15 protein-coding genes and 1 pseudogene are annotated in these 19,643 nt (G+C 41.2%); 1 reads left to right on the forward strand and 15 read right to left on the reverse strand.

Annotated elements, in window-relative coordinates; translation table 11 throughout:
* The 10 genes and pseudogenes from BMZ79_RS24530 to BMZ79_RS35315 form a co-directional block, all read right to left on the reverse strand.
* Entirely contained in the window at nt 1-3,459 is a 3,459-nt protein-coding gene (locus tag BMZ79_RS24530; protein WP_090645255.1) for an SIR2 family protein, read from the reverse strand.
* Between the two features lie 916 nt (nt 3,460-4,375).
* A complete protein-coding gene (locus tag BMZ79_RS24535) occupies nt 4,376-5,038 on the reverse strand; it encodes a hypothetical protein (protein ID WP_090645258.1) in 663 nt (220 codons plus the stop codon).
* Between the two features lie 15 nt (nt 5,039-5,053).
* Nucleotides 5,054-5,449 (reverse strand): helix-turn-helix transcriptional regulator, encoded by a 396-nt coding sequence (locus BMZ79_RS24540; RefSeq protein ID WP_090645260.1) that lies wholly within the window; start codon nt 5,447-5,449, stop codon nt 5,054-5,056.
* A gap of 85 nt (nt 5,450-5,534) precedes the next feature.
* Nucleotides 5,535-5,759, reverse strand: coding sequence for a hypothetical protein (locus BMZ79_RS24545; protein WP_090645263.1), 225 nt, complete (start codon nt 5,757-5,759; stop codon nt 5,535-5,537).
* A gap of 1,564 nt (nt 5,760-7,323) precedes the next feature.
* Complete coding sequence (locus BMZ79_RS24550; protein ID WP_090645266.1) at nt 7,324-8,931, reverse strand: DUF2326 domain-containing protein; 1,608 nt, start codon at nt 8,929-8,931, stop codon at nt 7,324-7,326.
* Nucleotides 8,915-9,148 carry an ABC-three component system middle component 7 gene (locus BMZ79_RS24555; protein WP_090645269.1) on the reverse strand — a complete coding sequence of 78 codons (234 nt, stop codon included), beginning with the start codon at nt 9,146-9,148 and terminating at the stop codon, nt 8,915-8,917. The genes BMZ79_RS24550 and BMZ79_RS24555 overlap by 17 nt, the downstream gene beginning before the upstream one ends.
* Nucleotides 9,145-9,906, reverse strand: a complete 762-nt coding sequence (locus tag BMZ79_RS24560; protein ID WP_090645272.1) for an ABC-three component system protein — start codon at nt 9,904-9,906, stop codon at nt 9,145-9,147. Before BMZ79_RS24560 ends, BMZ79_RS24555 begins: the two co-directional genes overlap by 4 nt.
* A 247-nt stretch (nt 9,907-10,153) precedes the next feature.
* Nucleotides 10,154-11,146: a DUF2971 domain-containing protein gene (locus BMZ79_RS24565; protein ID WP_177222313.1), complete on the reverse strand. Its 993-nt coding sequence runs from the start codon at nt 11,144-11,146 to the stop codon at nt 10,154-10,156.
* Nucleotides 11,147-11,298: 152 nt separating this feature from the next.
* On the reverse strand, nt 11,299-11,955 hold the full coding sequence (locus BMZ79_RS24570; RefSeq protein WP_143089063.1) for a tyrosine-type recombinase/integrase: 657 nt from the start codon (nt 11,953-11,955) through the stop codon (nt 11,299-11,301).
* Between the two features lie 636 nt (nt 11,956-12,591).
* Nucleotides 12,592-12,666, reverse strand: a pseudogene (locus BMZ79_RS35315) (stalk domain-containing protein); the annotation flags it as partial.
* Nucleotides 12,667-12,960: 294 nt separating this feature from the next.
* On the opposite strand from BMZ79_RS35315, the gene BMZ79_RS24580 reads away from it, so the two are divergent.
* The gene (locus BMZ79_RS24580) at nt 12,961-13,695 is read left to right on the forward strand and encodes a hypothetical protein (RefSeq protein ID WP_090645281.1); all 735 of its coding nucleotides are present in this window, start codon (nt 12,961-12,963) and stop codon (nt 13,693-13,695) included.
* Nucleotides 13,696-13,724: 29 nt separating this feature from the next.
* On the opposite strand, the gene BMZ79_RS24585 is transcribed toward BMZ79_RS24580, so the two are convergent.
* From BMZ79_RS24585 to BMZ79_RS24610, 5 genes are all read right to left on the reverse strand, one after another.
* Nucleotides 13,725-14,036: a hypothetical protein gene (locus tag BMZ79_RS24585; RefSeq protein ID WP_218154770.1), complete on the reverse strand. Its 312-nt coding sequence runs from the start codon at nt 14,034-14,036 to the stop codon at nt 13,725-13,727.
* 195 nt (nt 14,037-14,231) lie between these two features.
* A complete protein-coding gene (locus BMZ79_RS24590; protein WP_256253090.1) occupies nt 14,232-14,480 on the reverse strand; it encodes a type II toxin-antitoxin system HicB family antitoxin in 249 nt (82 codons plus the stop codon).
* A gap of 152 nt (nt 14,481-14,632) precedes the next feature.
* Nucleotides 14,633-14,893: a hypothetical protein gene (locus tag BMZ79_RS34795; protein ID WP_090645290.1), complete on the reverse strand. Its 261-nt coding sequence runs from the start codon at nt 14,891-14,893 to the stop codon at nt 14,633-14,635.
* Nucleotides 14,894-15,641: 748 nt separating this feature from the next.
* Nucleotides 15,642-16,640: a 3'-5' exonuclease gene (locus BMZ79_RS24600; protein ID WP_090645294.1), complete on the reverse strand. Its 999-nt coding sequence runs from the start codon at nt 16,638-16,640 to the stop codon at nt 15,642-15,644.
* A gap of 2,176 nt (nt 16,641-18,816) precedes the next feature.
* On the reverse strand, nt 18,817-19,641 hold the full coding sequence (locus BMZ79_RS24610) for a carbohydrate ABC transporter permease (RefSeq protein WP_090645300.1): 825 nt from the start codon (nt 19,639-19,641) through the stop codon (nt 18,817-18,819).
* Nucleotides 19,642-19,643: the final 2 nt, after the last annotated feature.

Consider the following 19,643-nt stretch of genomic DNA (forward strand, 5'->3'; position numbering starts at 1 on the left):
TTATTCTTCGCCGTGCCCGATTTCGTTCGTCAGAATGATTCCAGAAACGTCCCAATCCTTCGTGTATGTAGCACGCGGTCGATATTCAGTATCTTTCAGAATGTAATCCAAAAAAATCAACATTGTTCTCGGGTGCCTTTTTCCTAATTCTTTATGGCTGATTTGGTATATTATATGACCATTTTTCAATCTTACCTGCCTAGATGTAACAACCAAATTTACGAATTCATCAATCACCGTTTCTACATAGGGAACGCATTCGATTATTTCAAGTATCTCATCATCACTGACTCTGACTGGAAGGTTTTGGAGACGGGCTTTGATATATTTACCTAACCAACTTTGCCAAGCAGTCAGTAGAGCTTGTTCATCAAGTTGTTGAAGATTGTTTTTCAACGCCTTGGTCAGAAGGGTTAATTGATACTCATTTCCTGACGTTATAAAGTGTTTTAGTAATGGTTCACGGAAATCAATTGAGAATAACAATATCGAAGAGCACAAACGATAAATGCTTTCTTCAATCTCAGATTCCATTTCATTAGTGAAAGGTATTATCAACAATAATTTTTGGAAAAGACTCTCTAGAATTCGCTCATTCCATCTTCCGCCATATGCGTACCCATTCCAGGCCTTTTTTGCCATTTCTTTATCACGCGTGGGATCAAATAATGGGATTACTTTTTCTTTACTCCATTTCTCATCAACGAATAAGAAAATATGCAATCGGTGAGCGAGAATTATTTGACCGATTTGAGACTTCTCATCATTTTGATTCATCAACTTAGAAAAAACATTTTGTCGGATTAGATTTAAGTTTTGCTTATCAGCCTTGTCATCGTTAAACACTTCTACATAGACAAAGAAGAAAAATTCGGTTAGCTTTCCAATAGGATGATTGATTGCTTGAATATATGAATCATCAACCGTTGAAATATCTGAATTCTGCGTAGCATTAAAGATTTTACTGAAAATCTTTATTATTATGCCGATACTTGGCTGGAAATCCGCCCCAACTGACTTGGTTGCCTTATCAAAAAGATGTGCAATTTCATAATGCAGCGTATTGAGATACCGGTGGTCTAATAACATTTTAGAAAGCTCAAACCACTCTTCATTTGATAGTTTAGTTTCTTTCAAACCGTTAACAATAGACTTCCAGAGATCAGTTTTCCACTTCTTTGGAGGAGTTACCAAACGCCTCAACAATTTCCAACCCCAATCGGATTGAGTGGCTATTGCTGAACTAACAACCTCCAAAAAGCCTTCTCTTTTATCAAAAAGATTATCTTTCTCTTTGTAAGTCAAAAGCCAGTTTAAATTGCTTGGATCATCAGGGTCTTTTGATAATACTTCATCTACAGTTACTTTGCTGATTAATGGTACAAAACCACCAGTAGAACTCCAATGAGTAAAATCGAGATATTCACCTCGCACCTTAAATTGCTTATTATTCTTCTTTGCATTTATAAAGGCTCTTCTAGCTAATCGGCAATTTTCGTCCGATAAGGTCAACCAGTAATATAAATTGAACTCTTCGTAATCTATACTTTCCTTTTTCGAATCTTCTACCGCCGCTCTTTTCTTTTCAAATTCATACTTAATATTTTTCAAAAATAGCCTCTTACTTTTTTTAGTCACCTGTGAATATACATGTTTAATTAACTGATATACCTCATGCTTAAGATCTGAATTATACAATAGCTCATTATCTAGTATCCATTGTATCTTTCCATCAAATGGGACAGTGTCAAGTAACTTAAATGAATGGATAGCAATTCGTTTTAATATTTTGCTTTCACTCATAAAACATTGGTTTACAAACGATGCTGCAAGATTCACATCATGTTTAATTAGGTATTCTAGTACGTCTCTACATCCATCAATAACAGTATCCATACTATCTGGATATCGGTCTTGTTCATGCGGCTCAATTGCAGAACGTGAGAAACAAATAGGATCCCAATTTTCATGCCCTGTTGATTTTAGAAGGTATGTTACCATTTGAAGTTGATGAATTAATAGTTTCGTAATAGGAAGTGCAAAGTAATCAAAGTTAGGTACGATATACTTTGTCCATATTTGACCTAACCAGTAAGTATCACCTTGAATATCAATTTCAACATCAACTAACTCATTATTGATATCAGAAAGTGAAAATTTCTTTGTGTACTTTGTTATTGGGGTCGTTAGGTACTCAAAAAACACAAGAATTTGATCCCTATTTTTCGGATATTCCAAATCGTGGCTAATATATTCTATTTGATTTTCATTCTTGATAAAGTTTGCATGATCTAAAATAACAGGTAACCATTTACCAAAATCATTTGCAGAAAGTTGTGTTTTTTTCTGATCTAGCGCTCTCATAAGATGGTTTTTAAGAAAATTACTTACTGCTTTCTTTTCCATAATGATTTTCAACATTTTTTCCGAGTCATCCCCAAGAAAACTTGAAAACCACATTGCTTGCATATGTTTAATAGGAGTTAATACTGTATCTATCTTAAAAAGGGAATCTAAGTTCTTGTAGCTATCCATCCACTCAACCCATTGAAAATCCTTGGAGAACTCAAAAAAATGTTGTGCTCCCAACTGGTCCTTTAATTGATATTTGATATAACTTTCATCGACTGCATTCAATCCTGGAGGGTTTTCAGCAATATCTTTTATTAACTTCCTTTGTTCAAATACACCCATTTGAGTCCGAACTACCCAAGCCTCAATTGCTTCTTCTAATAAATCATGCCTAGAACGAGGGTATTCTATGTATTTGATCTGTAAGTGTTTCCAATGTTCGTGTTGTCCTTCTTCTGTAAACGCATATCTATTACGATTGTTTGATCCCAATCCACGTGCAATGTATTGAATTACGGGATCATTTGCACTAAATCCAATGAAAAGAACTACATAGTTAGAGAACATACCTCTTAAAAACGTAGTAGCCCATCCATCTGTAAAATATGCTCTTCCAAAATCGCTGTCTGTTAACACTAAATCCTGTGGTCTCTTTGTGACATTTCCATGTAAATGAATAATTCCAGTAAAATCACGACCTAAAGGTAGTGCTGGGGCTGAATAAAATGGTATTTCAAGACTATTGGCTGCACTTCTAAAATGATCGTCAAAATTCGTTGTAACAATTTTTACATCATCTTTATCGAATAGATTTATAATGTTTTTGTGATAAGTACAAGGTTTAGAGTCTGGAGAAGTCAGTAGCTCAATAGCTTTTTCATGCACCCTTACCCCTATATTTAGTAATTTCCCCAAAAAAGTATCTATTGAACTGTCTTTATTATATGGAATATAACCTTGTGCAATCGCATTAGCTAATTTTTCGAAATTCGGTAAACTAGATGGAGGTGGCGTTGAAACACCTGCTCCAGCGAAAATTACAAGTTCACCTTTTTTCTGAGCTTCAATAATTTCATCAGGAAGATCGATGTGTTTCGTTATCCACATTACACAGTACTCCTTTTAAGATTTGCACTAGTGGTTTAAGAATTTCTAGTATAATCTTCTTCAATTTTTCTCATCTCGAAGTATTCATAAGACTCCATTTCCCTAGAGATTGTGCCTTGTAGTTTTCTTCACTCTTGGTGCTGCTCATCACTGTATTCAACAACGATTACACCGCTTTCTTGTACTCAAAGTCTAATGTTTAAATAGGATTTTTTCCAAATTTATTCTCATAGCTTATTGTAGTCGTGTAAGTTACGAAGAAATAATCTGTGGATTTGATCTGACTACCCTTATTAAGGGAACAAGTTGTCCTCACTATAAAACTCAATATGTTACCAAGTGTTTCGGTAAAAAATGACATACTCCTCCTCGAATTCGACTTTTTATTTTAGAATCATGAATCGCAATATACCCGCTGACGAAAAGAAACCAACCGATTAGTCTAAAATCCCCCTTGTTCGTTTATGGAGAAAGGAACTTAAAATGATTCTAAATGTCCATATACTTATTCGGGAATTAACTCCACGTCGCACAAGCGTTTATCGCAACTCTCCGGAATTAAGGGGTCTAACCGAGTTGGAAACATCTTATTAAACTATAGACGAAAGTAAGTTTGTGAAAGGTTGTACTAAAGTAACAGATGCTTTGGTTGAATAAGAATTAAACAACTTTATTATTCATTTTTGAGTGTAAACACATTTGAATGGATAGAAATTAAACAACTTTAAAGAGCCTTACGACAATAAAATGTATTAAGGCTCTTATATTTTTAATAACTTATTATCATGATAGTTCAATCCAAGACTAGGCCTGACATGGATCGGCAGCCTAGCTCCGCCTTTGACCATTGACGTAAATAACCCGACACGACAATTATAACTTTACTCCAAATGTTTGCGAGTGGGAACTCCAAGTATCATTTATTCGGATTTAGAAAGGCTTCCTGAATCTCGCTCGGGATTTTCCGTTTATAATGATTCGGAATGTGCTCAAAGCAATAGGTCATCCGTTCGCGGCTCAGATTCGGAATATGACCAAGCAGTTCCCATTCATCCCGGGTAAGCTTCCGTCCGCAGTTTGCAAACACACATTTCCGTTCTATGACGGCTGCCGGTTGTTTCGTAAAGTCGATCTCCCCGGGCGGTTCACCATGAAGAAGATGCCCAAGCGCGGGATTGCCGCCCCAGTCTTTTGAATTATATGGTGCTAGATCCCGCCAGCCAATTTGCCATGTATCAAGCGCATCGCGGACCGCTTCGTTTGCGGCTTGGTCCACAGCGGTTGAAAGCTGTTTGACTTTCCCGCTCCCGTCGGCATGAATTTCCGAAAAGCCGATTCCATCCCGGTGGTGCGGCCCAATCGTCACCCGTGCAATGACCTTTACAAAGCGGTGGGGGATGTTGACTTCCACATCCCGGATTTCCCGGTCCCATCTGCTCCCTGTGGCCGATTCCACGCGGTCGGTATAAATCTGATTGGGGATGTATGCCCGGCCGTTGTCCTCCCGCTGCCTGACGGTCCCCTGAGGGAAGCGGGCTTTAATCCGCTCAATGACGTCCTGGTAATTTAGTTCTTCCATACTCCCGCTCCCTCCCTATTTCAAATGCATGCTGCCAAACTTCTGAATATAGGTTTCGAACCGGTCATATACCCGTTTGGCCCGTTTCACCCGATCCGGAAGCTCACGCAGCATCAGCTTAAAGTACGTCACGCCGGAATCTGTAATTTGGTAATACCGGTTGTACCGGTTGTCGCCGTCCCAGTGACGCGTGACATGCCCGCTCTCCGCAAGTGCCTTCAGCCGGCTGCTGAAATAGGCATCATTCACCCCGACGCCTTCGAACGTCTGCGTAATAAACTGCTCCATTTCACTGTGGTACCGCTGACCGTTCAGCAGATCAGAGAGCACCATAAAATCAATGACCTGCTGCACCTTCAGAACCTGGCCGAAAGATTCCGTCTTTTCGATGGGATGTTGATTCCTCGGCATTGAGACTACCTCCTCGAAATCCAGCTTTATAAAATTAGGACCTCAACAGACAGCGGACGCAGCGCGGCGTCAGAACCCCGGCACTTCAAGCAGTGGAAGCATCGTCTGCTTCCGGTTCAATCCCGCCGGCCTGAAGGACTCCAAGTTCATCCAAATACACATAATGACGGGTCACGCTGTGCTTATACGCATAAACGCCGTTCTCCAGATACATGAATACATATTGGCTAGTCAGCCTCTCCCGCTCCGCCGCAGATAGCCCCAGCTTAGCAACCGCCCGGAACAGCGGTTCAAACTCAGCATTTTTCATCTAACCAGCTCCCTTATTAATAGCCGCACAGCGAACAGACATTCCTGTTTCTATCCATATCGTACCACAATATGGGTTTCTTTGATATACTTGTTTTCACCCTTATAGCCATCTCTCGTCCCCGCTTTTCTTCTGCCTCTTTAGCCCCTTTATACCCGATCTTCCCCTACTGGCTGTATCTAGATCCGTATCTAGCTGCAGATTTTTCTCTGCACCTTTATCCGTATTTATTTTCTGCTATTTTCGAGTCCAGTTGCAGACCTCTCCCCTGCTCCTTTATTCGAACCTAGTTGCAGTCACCGACCGGGCGAGGGGCCGCCGCGCGCTGCGCGAAAACCGGGTTAGAAAAGGACACCCAAAATGATGTGAAATAGTATGGAAATAATGCAGAGGGACGTCGCAGAAATCAAGAGCGGGTCAAAGGAAGCGGGGCGTATAACAGTAGCAGCTAGGGAGCAATCAAGAAGTAGGGCCGAGAGACGAATCAAAGGAAGACCAGACGAACGATCGAGAAAAGAACCCCAGGCGCATCGCGGTGGCAGACATGAACATTCGTACCAAAAGTCGGCGGCGGCGGGTGGAATAAGAGTGAAAACAAGTATATTGAAAAAGAAGTTATGTAATGGTTCATTTAAGTGGATTGTCTGGTGATATGGCCGGTAGCCGGCTTGCTCGGCGTGATGCCTCGCGAGGAGCGATCAGCGCAATTATTTCGGATACGATTACATATTAAATCCCCTCTCGCGTGAAGAAAAGTGGCCAAAAGCGTTGTATGAAAGAATTAAGAAGCAGTCATGTGTCCGTATTTCATTCAAGCAAAAAGCTATAGCTGACGCAGTTTCACAATTCAGCATACAAAATAAAGAAAACCAATTGACATCATCTTTGCATTATTACAAAGAGAGTGCGTATAAAGAATGGGGTTATAAAAATTAATCTGAATGTGTGTTGTGAGAACCTCTGGCTTGTTCTCGTACCAATTGTTATTCATGACTATGATAAAATCGAGCTGCTTCTTTGTTGCGTTTATGGGTACCCATCTTTCTCTTCAATAATAAAAGGCCACCTCTTTTTGAGATGACCCCACGTCGTGTTAACTGGCATCGTTACGTTTTAATTAGAAGGTTACGCCAGTCGGTTGTAATTTTTCCATCACGAACTACAGGTCGGGCAAATTTTCACTCCGTATGATCGCTTACGATATTGCTTTTCCGACAAATTGGAATATCGCTTTAAACATTTGACCACAGTGACCAGGAGTGCCGGTTCAAATCTCCATATTGTATCCGTCCAGATCAGCTTGGGTAAACTATCCAGTGTAAGCGTGTGATTGAACGGTCAAACGGCTAAGCAGCTTCCGTAGTGCATCCGTATAACAGCATTGTTGTCCTCCAACATGTTCATCCTCGCTCCACATAAAAAGAAGCCTGACAATTGTCAGACTCCCAGCAAAATTCAATCCATAATGTAAACCCCAAATATATCTTTGTCGTCAATCGGACTTCTAGTTTTAAAAAAGTTTATTAAAACTAATTTTTCAAATCATCTAAATTTATTTTTCCATTTATTTTTCGCTATCTCTCCAATCCTTAATTGTCAATAACTTACCTTTAGATAATTGGATTACTTTTTTCTCCTCTAATATCTTTTGTGTTTCCTTGTTGTACAAATCAATAATATCAATAGCAATAAACACTTGTTTTGACATTGTGTTGTAAAAATTGATTATTTGTTCAACAGTTTCTTTTTCAATATTCTTGAATAAGAAAGAGTCATGTATAATAAAAGGTAGTTTAGTTAGTGTTAAAATAGCAAGGTCAAAAATCAATAAGTTTGTATATGCTTTACCTGTCCCTGTGTTATCAACAATTTCATAGTCATATTTACTGTAAGTTAAATTCAATTGAGGTGCAGTCCTTTTGTCCTCATGGATTAAGTCATTAATTTCTTTTAATTTTGTATTGATTGCTTTATTAATTTCTTCAACAATTTTTTCCTTTAACTCTTCAAGCTCACCTTTTTTAGTGTCAATATCTCCTTTTATTCCTGACAACTTTCTGTAATACTGATTTTCTAATTGAAGGCTCTTTAGCCCTGATGACAATTCAATTAAGCTGTCAATAAATACATTAAGTTCTTCATCAGGATTTAATAACTGCTCTTGCTTTTCAATAACTTTATTAATTTCCTGCTCTAATTCATCTATTTTACTTGCTAACTCTTTTTTTGCATTTTCTAACTCATCACTAAGAATAGAACTGATTCCCTGATGGAATGATTCTATATTCTGCAATTTTTCTACATTTACATTTGGGAAAAATTCAAAAAGATTTTCAAACCCAGCACCTGCAGAATTTTTTATAGTTCTAGTTGTCCTATTTAATCTAGAGATATAATATTCTCTCTCATCTATAAGCTTTTTCTTCATTTCTCTAAGGGAAATCATTTCATCAGAAACAATCTCACTAATATCACCTGAGGGGCTATATGCACTTTTTCCTAGCCTTTCAATGTCTTTAGTAAGAGATTCTATTTCTTTGATATTTTTGTTAAACTTTGTTTTATTTATTTTGGGGATCAATTTGTAAGTGCCTGCTTTATTTAAGACTTGCCTTTGATCTTCAAGTCTTTTTAGTTCCTTATCCTGTAATTCTATAGCATTATACTTGTTAAAAAGCTTAATCAAGTTTGTTACAGTTTGATTGAATTTATCTTGAGCAAAACTATGGAGCGGTTTTTTAACATTATTGTTTTCTTTACCCCAAACTCTTGAATAGGTACTAACAGCAGTTCTAAAGTTTAATTGGTCTGATTCCAATTCATAAAGATTCTTTAGTTCCTTTGTAAAATCATTAACTTTAATTTCTTTTAGCTTTTCATATTTATTGTTGCTCTTAAATACTGCATCTGGATTTTCTGTTCCTCTAACAAAATGATATTTAGTCTTGTTAAATTTAAAAGTAAACCCAAACTCATGATGTTCAAGGTTTGCTACAACATCACTATTATGAGAAATATATGTATTACCACCAAAGACAAAATCTACTATCATAAGTAAAGTTGATTTACCTATAGAGTTAGAGCCTTTATTATCACCTAATACAACATTCAAGCCCTCATGGAAATCTATAACTCCCTCTGCAAATATTGCACTTTTAATCCTTTCTAACATAGGTAACTACCCCTTTATCAAAATCTACTTTGATTGCATTAAGTAGAAATAAAACATCAAGTGAATAAATAAACTCATCAATTTCCTCAAAGTAATCTTGTGTTGTAAAGAATAATTCCTTTACTGTCATATCTTGCTTTGATAAACGCCTAATAATAATTGGCATTTTCCCAATAATTGACTCACTAAAACTAATTACCTTGTTAGGCACTATCATGAAAACACCTCACAATTCTGAACAAAAAAAGAAATAATAATTCCACAAGCACCTAAATTGCTGTTGCCAGTCTTTTTTGAGAGCCACTCAGTAAGTTGCCCATAAATCACTTCTTGTGATGTCTCAATCCTGCTTAAACTGTTATAAAATGCACTAATCTGTGAGGCTATTGCATTAAATGACCTAGGATATTGGCTATCTAGTTGAGCAAATTGCTCTTTAATATAATAATAATATTCGGTTATTTCATTTCTTATCCTCATCTTTGTTACTCTTGTCAATGTTTCATTTGCTTTTTCATTCAATTTTAATGCTTGCATTTCTAACTGTTTAAGAGCACTCTCATTAAATTCCTCTACAAGCATTATAATGACTTCTTTTATTTCTGATTCAATTTGATAATCAGCATACTTTGCTCTAGTCTCACTCTTAGACAATATGTTTTTCTTTATGCTTAATAACCATCTATATTCCTCAACAGTTCTAGGGTTATCAAACTTCTTGTGGCAATCACCACATAAAGCAATAAAATTTCTTATGTTATTTACATCCTCATGCAATCTCTCTTCATCCTTTAATAATTTAATCTCTAATTCTGTAGGATTAAGAGGATATATATGTGCACCTTCCCATAGCTTATGCTGTCTACCATTTTTCTCATACATAAGTGGTTTTACACATAAAGGGCACATATTTTCAACCTCTGAAAGTAATATTGAATTCTCATGAGGAGTTAGATCTCTTCTTTTGTTAGGCATTTAAATTACACCACCACCTTTATTATGTCTCCTTATGTCAATACTTTCTTTATTTCCATATCAATTAGTCATTTCTTTTTCTATTCCATCAACAATCTTCTCCATATTATGATTCTTCATGAGCTCCTCCCCTGTTGGCTTACTTTACCAATTATAGTGCCCTTGCAGCATTTGGTAAATGGCAATATAAACGCCCTGTTGACAAAAAAGAACCCCAGCTAAAACTGCTGAGGAATGTTGTGCCTACTTATGTTGCAAAGGGAATGCCTGAGAACCTAATTTCATCAATCCGGAATTTATTTATCGCTAACAACATTCCAATTGATTTCCTTGTAAGATCCGATTGTAGTGTTGGCCCACATGTAATATTCTCAATAGGTAAGTTACCTTGATTAACTCCTACCTTTGCATACAACGGCAGCGCTACATAAGGTATAATTTTATTGTTCCCCACACGAAATTTTAAATTAGGTTGCTTTACATTCTCATCAAAAGTTCTATAGGGGTCCTTGTCTATATAAACTGATCGCCATTCCTTTTCTTCTGAGAAGGTAGGATGTTTGAACGAAATTATTAATTCTGTTACAACTTTATTAATAAGTCCGAGAAATAACCGTTTTACCTCCTCAAGCTCATCCCCAGAATAACGGCTTATATGGTGATCAATTTTTGGAATTATTTTGCCAACTGTTTCCCTTATTAATTTTTTCTGTTCTGCTTCATTGTATATCACTTTACGGAAAATTATATTTTCGAATACTTTTTGGGTCTCCCTCTTAGATATGTCGCTTTCGGGTCCGTAAACAGAGAAAGCCGACCAATGACGGAACATTGCAGTATGGATACCTAAGGAGAACCCTCCACCATTATTTGCGTAACCTCGCCATTGACTTAAGAGGTTACTTTCTTCACAGAAACATGTTATATACATCTCATATCGACTTCCAAAATGTTCGCGGCTTGTCTCCAATAAATTTATTACAAGGGGATTTTGAGTTTCACTAATTATTTCTGTTACAGTATCCTTAAATATTTGAATGCCATATTTAAATTCTGAAGAGTCATTTAGATAGTTATAATTAGTAGCCCACATTAATTTTGACTCAATAATACCGATTAAACCATGCATAGAGGTATAATGGTATACATGTTCTGGCAATTGACCTTGATTTTTCGCAAAATAATCAGTCAGTTCTTTTTCTATCCCAGCAATGATATTCTCGATATAATAATTCTGCATGAGCTTCCCCTCCCCTGTTGGCTTACTTTGCCAATTATAGTACGCTATCAGCATTTGGTAAATTGCAAAATAAAAGGTATGTACTGTTTTCGGATGAATAGTGAAGTGTGCGTGAGGCTTTCGTTTTGGCCGTTTCCTACCTTATTTCAACTTCAAGTGCCCTGTATATTAAAATCTGATTCACGCAGCGCAAATGCCTCCTTAGGACGTATACCGGTGTCCAACAAGAAGAGCATAAGTGCATGGTCGCGTAAGCCTGTATAAGTACTTGTATCCGGACTCATAAGTAACTCACGGATAACATTTTCATCAAGATTGACAATCCGCCCCTCAGCTTTCCTCTTCTTAAAGTTGGTCAATGGGTTATTTTCAATCATGCCAGCGCACCAGTTAAAGAAAGTGCTTAGATATACAAGTCGATTATTATAAGTAGCTGGTTTAATTTCTCCCTCGCCTAAATAATCATATCCACTCTTTTCCAAAGCTTGTTCAGCTAGGGGATCATTCGCTTCGGGATATCGCCTAAAAAATCGGTTTACATGTTCTCTGTAGTCCTTCATCGTTTGCACCGATATCCCCTGTGCCTTTTTCCAAAGCAGAAATTGTTCCAGTGCAACCTCATACGTTTCGGGGCTCGACTTCTTTATCTTCGTCATTCGTCCAGCCAAATCGAACAGCAACGATCTTACCGTCTTTATGTAAGAACAGATCAGCTCCAAAAAATCTCCTGCCGCTTTCATTTTAGTAACCTTAAATTCAATCCTAGTGAAAAATGCACTAAAATAATCCTCTGATTGACTACCACTCATCTTGACAATCTAATTGAGTCCCGATCTAGAAACTTCAAGATATGTCCTATGTTTAATTTGCTTTTTAAATAAGATAAAAGAATGCTACCAAACTTTTTGCACAATGATCCTCATCCATCTTCACATCACTTTTAACATGTGGTTGATGTTGTCATCATTAAAATGTAAATTAGATAAATAAAATCAAATTTTGGAGGGCATATGCCGAAACTACGCCCAATTATTACTCATGCGGATTTTGAACGAATGCGAATCTTCACACGCCCTATAGACGTATGGCAGCAAGGGGAGTTCGTGGATCGAGGAATCATTATTAAGTCACACGACGAGAACAGAGTCGTATCAACTAAGAACGAGCATTATGTAAAGTCAGCTTATCAGTTCTTTTATGGATCGACTCATCCTAAATGAGATGCTGCCAATTGGTGCCGTAAATAATCCGTGAGTGTGACCAACCATCCTCAGTACATAAGCGCACAGCTTCTCGTTTTAGTGATTCCGAGTAATGATTAAACTTCTGTCCCTTTACCGCCAATTGAAAAGCACCCCCTAAAGTATTCATTGGTTTACACCATTGGTGTTTCCAATGTCTACTTTAAGGGGTGCACTTCAGACTTCGAAGTATGCCCCTTTATTTTATTTATCGATCCTTACCGTCTTCGTCTTTCCATCCCAGTTTACCTTCGCCCCGAATGCTTCGCTTACCACTCGAACTGGTACCTATGTAATTCCAGCCTTAGCACTGTATAATCCATCATTGACCTTCTTACCGTTAACCATTACAGTGGCCTTATTCATATCGTCATTTTCCTTTGTTTCTGGGTTGATATAGTTTATACCAACTTGATCTTTAACGCTTTATCTTTTTAAAAGGCTTATTTCGTATGTCTACACTTGCGCTTATGTAGAAAGCAAGCGGCCAGTCGCAATGAACAAGCCCGACTTCGGTACGCCATGCAACATTTCCGCATCCGCTCCGTCAAAAAAAGGGAGGAGGTGTTTCACATGAGTTTGGCAAGAAAAATGATGTTGACACTGGGGATCGCTGCAATGGTGCTGGCGCTTGCCGCATGCTCGGGGAATAACGCCGTGAACTCGGGAAACGATGAAGCGCCTGTCGTGACCGGAACCGACCAACCCACAAATGATACTGCAGACTTGGCATCCGGGTCAAAGGAGCCGTCTGCCGAACAGCCGTTACCACCACAGGAAGCCGGGGATCCGGTGCTTCCTCCGATCGCCGGTGGAAAAGAAACGGGCAGCGGCACAGTTACGGACCGGCTGCCTGCCGAAAAAACGTTCGAGCTGGAACTGGAAGGCATGCAGGAAGAAAAGACGGCGATGCTTGCCGAAGGCAACGGATATTCCCTCTATGTATACGATATTTTCAACTATGATGCAGCCAACGGCAAGCTCATGATGGATTTCGATGAAAATTACAATGTGGAAATTGAGAAACTGCCAGCGGACTATAATTTGGATGAATTAAAAACGGAAGCGGAAGCCGAACTGTCGGAACTGGGCGAGGTTAGCGAGCTCCAGGATAGCGAAATTCATCCGATGATGCAGGATGCCCGGCTTGTGCTGAAAGCCGGCGCCAGTGACCTGACCAAGCAATATATTGTCAAAGACATCGGAGGCAGCGCTTATGCGTTCAAAGTCAACAAGCCGCAAGGAGAAGCGAGCGACGGATTCGAGACTCACGCCTATTTGATGCTGAATTCTATCGTAACGCGATAATGCCTGCGTAAGGCGATCCTCCAGTCCTCTTATTGGCAGGACCGGGCAGCCCAGGAACCTCGGATTCGCATGAGACCGATCATCCTCAGTTCCCGCCCCAGGGCTCGGAACGCGATGCCAATTGGATGGTCCATATGCCCGTCCTCAGCGGTTTCGGTCCTCTCCTGCTGGATCGGCGCCGGCGGCAGTGAGCCGATGAATTGAATTTGGTAGGGATGATTTTGAAACACATAGCTGACCGTTTCCAGTCCCCAGTCGGAGCGGCTTGCGGTGAAGGTGATCTGCTGTTCTGTGCATTGGATGCGGAGTGTTTCCTCTCCTTCTAAACCAATCTGCACCATATAAACCATTGTGTCACATCAATTAGACTTGATAATATATCGTATTGTCGGAAAAACAGCAACCCGTTTATACCAGTATAACGCTAGTTTCGGCTTCTATTGTACAACTTTGTGCCGCATTGTTGTTACTCGAGTCCAAAGAACACCCGGAGGCGCTATGCCGGGGGCATCGGCGTCTGGTAACAGGAAGTTTATTTAGCAATGTGGAAGCGATACTCTGATTGTGAGGCGTTCCATGGTTGCCGCATTGTCTTCAGGAAGGCTTTTGCCCATCTGAAGACGCGACTCGATTTCCATTTGTAGCAGTTCGGTGGCATTCGTGCGAACTTCCTCTAACGTTTCGCCTTGAACGCCAAGGCGGACAGCCGGGATATATCCGATAAAGTCGCCTTGAATCTTGTCCTCTTCAATCAAAAGTTGAAAACTTAGTTCTTGGTTCATCATGTTGGGTTCCTCCCAGGATCTTTTATTAGGACTACACGGGCAGTCTAGTCGGAGAACCGAAGCTAAGGCTTCAGAACCCCTCAAGACGTCCGTATCTTAAATTGCGCTGGCAAGCAACCTTTGAAAAAGGTTGGTTTCAGTTTTAAATTCCATTACACGGCGGATATCGCCAGTACGTGCGTTGAGAACATTTCCGAGGATTTCCTCCCTTCCAAGGACTTCATTCCTCCAAGCCATTCACCTTGAAATTCAAGAACGGCATTAATATTTTTAAGCAGCATGAGGTGCGTTCCATAATCGTGATCATACCAGACACAGATGCTGGGATGCTGATCGAGCACAGCCAGGTCGATTACTTCAAAATCCGATCTGAATTTGGAGTAAGCAACAACACCTTCGACGATTTTACGCATTGTGGCAATAAGGTTGTCTAGCGCCTTACGCCTGGATGATTCTTTAAAATCGACATGATATTACCCAGACACGATGACGAATTGGCCTTGATAGCAACATGATTTCATGTGAATGCTCCAACATTTCTTCTGCAGGTAGTAATGAATAATTACTTACTTTGTACCCCGCTGCAGTAGCCATACGAATTCCTCCTCTGTTTTGAGCAAAAAAAATAGCCCTGAAAACACAAAAAACACCAATAAAAGGTGTTTTGCATCTCCATGGCAAATAAAGCCCAATATGAATGTACCGTGAACCGGCGAACCCCTTCTCCGTCGAAACATTAGCGACAAAGAAAACAAATAGCATAATTCCTAATAAGTCTATAATAGTACAACCAACATTTTCCGTCAACCACGCGAGGGAGCTTTAAAAAGCTTCTCCAGGTGTCAACTACGGCACCCTTGCTCATCAAACTCTTCAACGCGGTCATTGTAGACCTGGTTCGGGATTTAGGCGTGACCGTCTTTTCTTTAAGGTACCTTCCCGGAAAGCGAGCCTTGAGTTTGGCGATCGCTTCCTGGTAGTTAAACTCGTTACTGAACTAGCCATCGTTACACCAATCTCACTATGCTGGTCGTTTTTTAGGATAACACCATGAAGTCGATAACTCGCTGTACCTTAACCAAATGACCGAGAGATTCTGCTTTCTCAATAGGGCTTTCATTACGAGGCATTGAAGACCCCACTTTTGGAAGTGATCACCTACTAAAGAAGCAGAGAGCGATAGATCGCTTGCATGACTTCAAAGGTTGCTCTCGTATCCGCCCAGGCACGGTGCGGCCGTTCGTTGTGGATGCCTAAGGTGTTACTGAGTGTCGTTAAATCATAGTTGTCGATCGCTAGATCCAATTGCCGGGCGAGCTTCATGGTGCAAAGCAGTTTACCGGTCCACACCGGAATATGAGCTTTCACACATACCGCCTTTAGCACCCGATAGTCATATTGAATGTTCTGGCCAACAAGAACAGGCGCACCAGCTAGAAACTTGCCTAGTTGCTTCATCGCCTGAAACGAGCTGGGCTTATCCGCGACGTCTACATCGGTAATGCCGGTGAGTTCTCGTACTTGCTTCGGAATCTTGCATTTGGGATTGCAAAGCGTCTCAAAACGGTCGATAATCTCCCCATTTCGGAACTTTAGCGCACTGATTTCGATAATTTTGGCATAGTCCACAATCGGTGAAGTCGTTTCAAAGTCGAGGACAATTCCCTCTTGCGGCATGGCGAGATCGCTATAATAATCGAATGCGTTTGGCTTCTTCCCTTTGACAACCACTGGCGGGGAGGCTTCCGCGGTATGGATCGACTCGAGTGAATAACCCTTCAGTTCACCCCGCTCAATATGATCGACTACAGAGAGATTATTGACCCTATCGAGATGCTTTAGATAAGGATCGCATGAACGTTGCGTATAGGATGCAAACGTACCAAGCAGACGCATGACTTGATCTTTTTCAGCATGGCGTCCATCCAGCGTCAATGTCGCATTGTGAATGGCAAGTTGCAAGCCAAAGTCCTTATAAGAGCGATGAAGGATGCCAAGCACGCGAAGCAGGCCTGTCCAAAACGCGTGGTCTGCGCGTCCCCCTCCAACGTTCAGGGCCATATAGCCTTCCTTCACGTCAGGGATCAGACAATAAAACGTTAAACGGGTTTCGCGGTTGTACTCATACAGATTCGCAGCCAGTAAAATCGTCTTTTCCATCGGATCACCTACAAGTAGAGGATCATCGACAAGCGATGTTGGTGCGCCTTCCTATACGACAAGAATAACTCTACCTTCCGAATACGAGACTTTTATGTATGGAAGCCGGATGATAATCCCCTCATCACTCCACCAAATGTGGTCTTAAATCCTACCGTCAAATGGCCTCAGATCGATTTTCTTTTTCAATGAAAGATAAGAAGCACAGAAAAAACGGTTTACAGAAAGACACTTTTCTTCCCTAGACCATGGATCATTTCGGCTCTGGCTCTGAGAGGCATCAACGAGTTCCATTTCGGTTTCCAAGTAGAGACGCTTCACTACTTCCAGTTTCTTTGTAAATTTCGGCAGGGAAGGGGCCATGTCAGCTCCTCGAAGCAACTATAATAGTCGACATCGTTTAGCCCTATCATCCTTTTCGAAAAGCTATAATCGCTTATATTCAGTATACCATCTTGGATGGCACCGATTTCATCCCAAATAAACTTAGTGCTGCGTCCAAAGATGTTTATACGCAACAACATGCTTCACAGTACATAAACCTGTAATTCAAAAGCATCCGCCCCCGCTCCATGGCCGTCTAGCCCTGCTTCGCGATCGCGCGTTCCAAGGGTTCAAAATTAGCTGATGAGCCCCTTAAATTAGCATTCATTAAACCCCTATTATACTTTCATTATAACGAACGTATATTCTTACTAATATTCACATTATACCACTCCATTCGCTCACTTATCACCAAGTTCCCCCACCCCATTCGTCGCTTGCTCTCTTTTTTATCATTTGCCTTCGACCGCATCTATACTTAGGTTCGAATCTAGTCACTCCGACCATTTCTGCATCGAAAGACGTGTTTATTCTTTTGTCTTTATCGAATTTATTTGCAGACTTCCTCCCTGTCCCTAGATCCGGATCCAGTTACAGGTTTCGCCCTCCCGGGGGGCCGGCGCGACGCGCAAAACCGGGTTGAAAAGGGAAACTAACCAATCTCAGTGGGCAGGTCAAGGACGCGTTGAAGGGAACGGGCTATACGTGGAAGGTACGCCCGCCGGCGCCGATCGTTTATTAAGGAGCGGGACGTCGCAGGTAGCCGAAGCGAGGTCTAGGTAGCGGTAGCTATCTGTGTAGCTAAGAAAGCGGGTCTGTAGAAGTCTGGCCGATCGATTCAAAGGAAGCGCAGACCATCAGACGAAGAAACGGAGCACCAATTGCGGCGCAGCGGCAGGGTGGCACGAACGTGCCGAATGGTGGGGGCGATGGATGAAATAAGAGTGCTAACAAGTATATTGTTAAAGAGTATATAGTATGTGAAGCGGCAGATTCAGACGCCTTCCACAAGCGCCTGCGATCTGTTCCTTACCGCTGCAGTCACGGACATGGAGGAGAAGTAAAGGGTCATGTTCTCAGGAACAGAGTGTATACGAAAAAGAGCACCTCTCGGCGCCCAATGGGATAAGTGCTATAGAATGAGACACCGGCGATCGCAGCATGCCGTTACGTGTCCAGTTGCACGTCTTCGTGCATGCTCGGATTAGCAGTTTGAACTTTAATGCGAACCGTTCTTCCTTCGCGACTCTGCATACACCGCGGAGCGCCCTCTTTGTATACCGAATTCGATGATGCCGGCCGGCCGCAACCGAACGACGTCGCCGACGCGGTCGGTCATTAAGAATCTGTGTTCAGTGATTATTAGACTGGATACTCACATATACGAAAACCTTCTTAGTCGGACTGTAATCTTGGGCCGTATGTCCTTTCACGCTCCACGATGCGGTGTACCCTTCGGGTAGTTCGGCAGCGCTATACGCGGTACCATCCGGGAGTTCCTTCGCCGTAATCGGTAATTGGTGACCGTCACCCGCGATCTCCATGCTCAGGTCATAATTTTTTCCTGCCGGTGAAATCATGGAGACGTTAACCGTTCCATGTTCGCCTTTAGGGAAGCTCCAAGATCCGCGCAACACTTGCCCGGAAGATGAAATGTACCCGTAATATAACGAAACCCTGTACGTATGCTGGTCATCTGAGTACGTTTTAGAATCGATGACGAGCAGGTTGCCTAATAATAGACGTCTAACTTTGTGGGGTCACTTCATCTTCAGTTCAGCTGCCTTCGTAACTCGTTCTTATGGCAATGAAGCTGCCGATCATATCGGCAGCTTCATCGCCTCTCCTAGGATTATCCCTTTAAACCCGTCGTGGCAATCCCCTCTACGAAATGCTTCTGCGCCAGGAAGAAAACGACAAGCTGAGGCACGATCGATACGAGCGACATCGCCAGCACCTGTCCCCAGGAAACGGCAGATTGCGTATCGATAAACATTTTCACGGCGAGCGGTACCGTATACTTGTCAACCGAGTTCAAATAGATAAGCGGTCCGAGATAATCTTCCCAGTGCCAGAGAAAGGAAAAAATCATCACTGTAATGAGCGCGGGCTTGGTTAAGGGCATAATAACTCTCCAATAAATCCCGAACCAAGTGCAGCCGTCGATCTTAGCCGATTCATCCAGCTCAACGGGAATGCCCCGAATGAATTGAACCAGCAGGAAGATGAAGAAAGCGCCACCCATCATACTTGGCACGATAAACGGTAAATAGGTGTTAATCCAGTTGAATTTGTGGAACATGACGTATTGCGGGATCATGGTAACTTGACCCGGCAGCATGATAGTGACAAGCAACAGGGAAAATAGCCATTTCTTCAGCGGGAAATGGATCCGGCCGAAACCGAACGCCACGAGGCTGCTCGATACGACTGTCAAGACGGTCGTGGTGATGTTAAGTTTGAAACTATTGATATAAAAATAGGTGAACGTATATTTGGGTAACGCCACCCATCCGTCGAGAAAGTTGCTCCACATCGGTTTTACCGGAAAGATCGCAGGGGAGCTAAGCTCCACGTTCGTTTTCAGCGATGCTCCGATCCACCATAACACGGGATAAAACATGACTGCGCTAAACAAGAGAAGCGAAACGTGAATTGGCCACTTCTTTTTTGACATAC

The sequence above is a fragment of the Paenibacillus sp. UNC496MF genome (assembly GCF_900113915.1).
Lineage (GTDB): Bacteria > Bacillota > Bacilli > Paenibacillales > Paenibacillaceae > Paenibacillus_Z > Paenibacillus_Z artemisiicola.